We start from the raw sequence: 1,154 nt of genomic DNA on the forward strand, positions 1-1,154 counted from the left end.
ACTATCTACAGTCAGGGATGCCTGGGGTTAGCTTAGTAGAAAATCAAGAGGATTTCTGGCAACTAGGAGTTAATGGTTTTACCGTTAAATTAGACGAAAAGTCAGTAATAGTTATTGCCAGCGAAACTCTCGATCTAGAAGCGATCGAAATTCCTCAAGAATGGGTAGATATTCCTCAATTAATTGGTGATTATTATCTAGCGGTACAGGTAAACACTGCCGAAAGTCATCTGAGAATTTGGGGTTCTACTACCCATAAAGATATTAAAGAAAAAGGACAATATATTAAGCGTAATCTTAACTACTCTCTACCGAGAAATCAACTGCAATCAGGATCAGATTCTTTGGATTTATGGGGAGAGTGTCAATTACAACCAGTGAAGATTGAACGGGAAAAGATGGAAGAAAAACTATCTTTAGATAGATTGACAACCTTACTAGACATCTTAGCTAATCCTCAGTTAATCTTTCCCAGAAAAGCCGTTGCTTTTCAAGAATGGGCAGCAGTTATCGTCAATAGTAACTGGAGAAAAATTTTAATTACCCGTCGGCAAAAATCCCCCGTCAAGTTAACCAATTGGTTTACTGATAATTTCCCCATTGATTGGCAAAGTATCCTCGATTTTAGCTCACTGTCACTGGTTCCAGCTTTCAAAAATACAGAAATTAAACGCATCAAAGATTTAGGAGTAGAATTACTGGGAAATCCCCTCGCTTTGATGATTACTATCGCTAAAACTGAAGAAATATTTAGCCTGCAAGCGACTGTTTACCCCACGGGAGAAACAAGCACTTTACCCCCCCATTTAAAATTAACTATTCTCACCGAAACTGGTCAGGTTTTTCGAGAAGTAATTGCCACAGATAACGATGAATTTATTCGTTATCGATTTGATGCTGAATTGGGGGATAAATTCTTCATTGAAGTGGCTTTAGAATCGGCAAGAGTAACCGAATATTTACAAGTATAAGCGAGGAAAAACTTCATGATTAAACTCTTAACTCTCGAACTAGATGGCACATTTGATCGGGGATTTAAAGTAAAATTAGAAATTCGTCCCGATCTTAATTCTCGTCCCCAAACTGTGATCAAAGCAAGGCTACCAGCTAATTTAGAGTTATTAACTCTTTACCGTCAATGGCAACGTCACTAT

Annotated in this window: 1 protein-coding gene; it reads left to right on the top strand. The window is 37.8% G+C overall.

Going from position 1 to position 1,154, the window contains the following annotated elements; genetic code table 11:
* On the top strand, window positions 1-971 hold a 971-nt coding region (locus tag IQ242_RS25375; protein WP_193961854.1), incomplete at its 5' end, for a DUF1822 family protein.
* Window positions 972-1,154: the final 183 nt, after the last annotated feature.

Source organism: Microcystis sp. LEGE 08355, from assembly GCF_015207185.1.
Lineage (GTDB): Bacteria > Cyanobacteriota > Cyanobacteriia > Cyanobacteriales > Microcystaceae > Microcystis > Microcystis panniformis.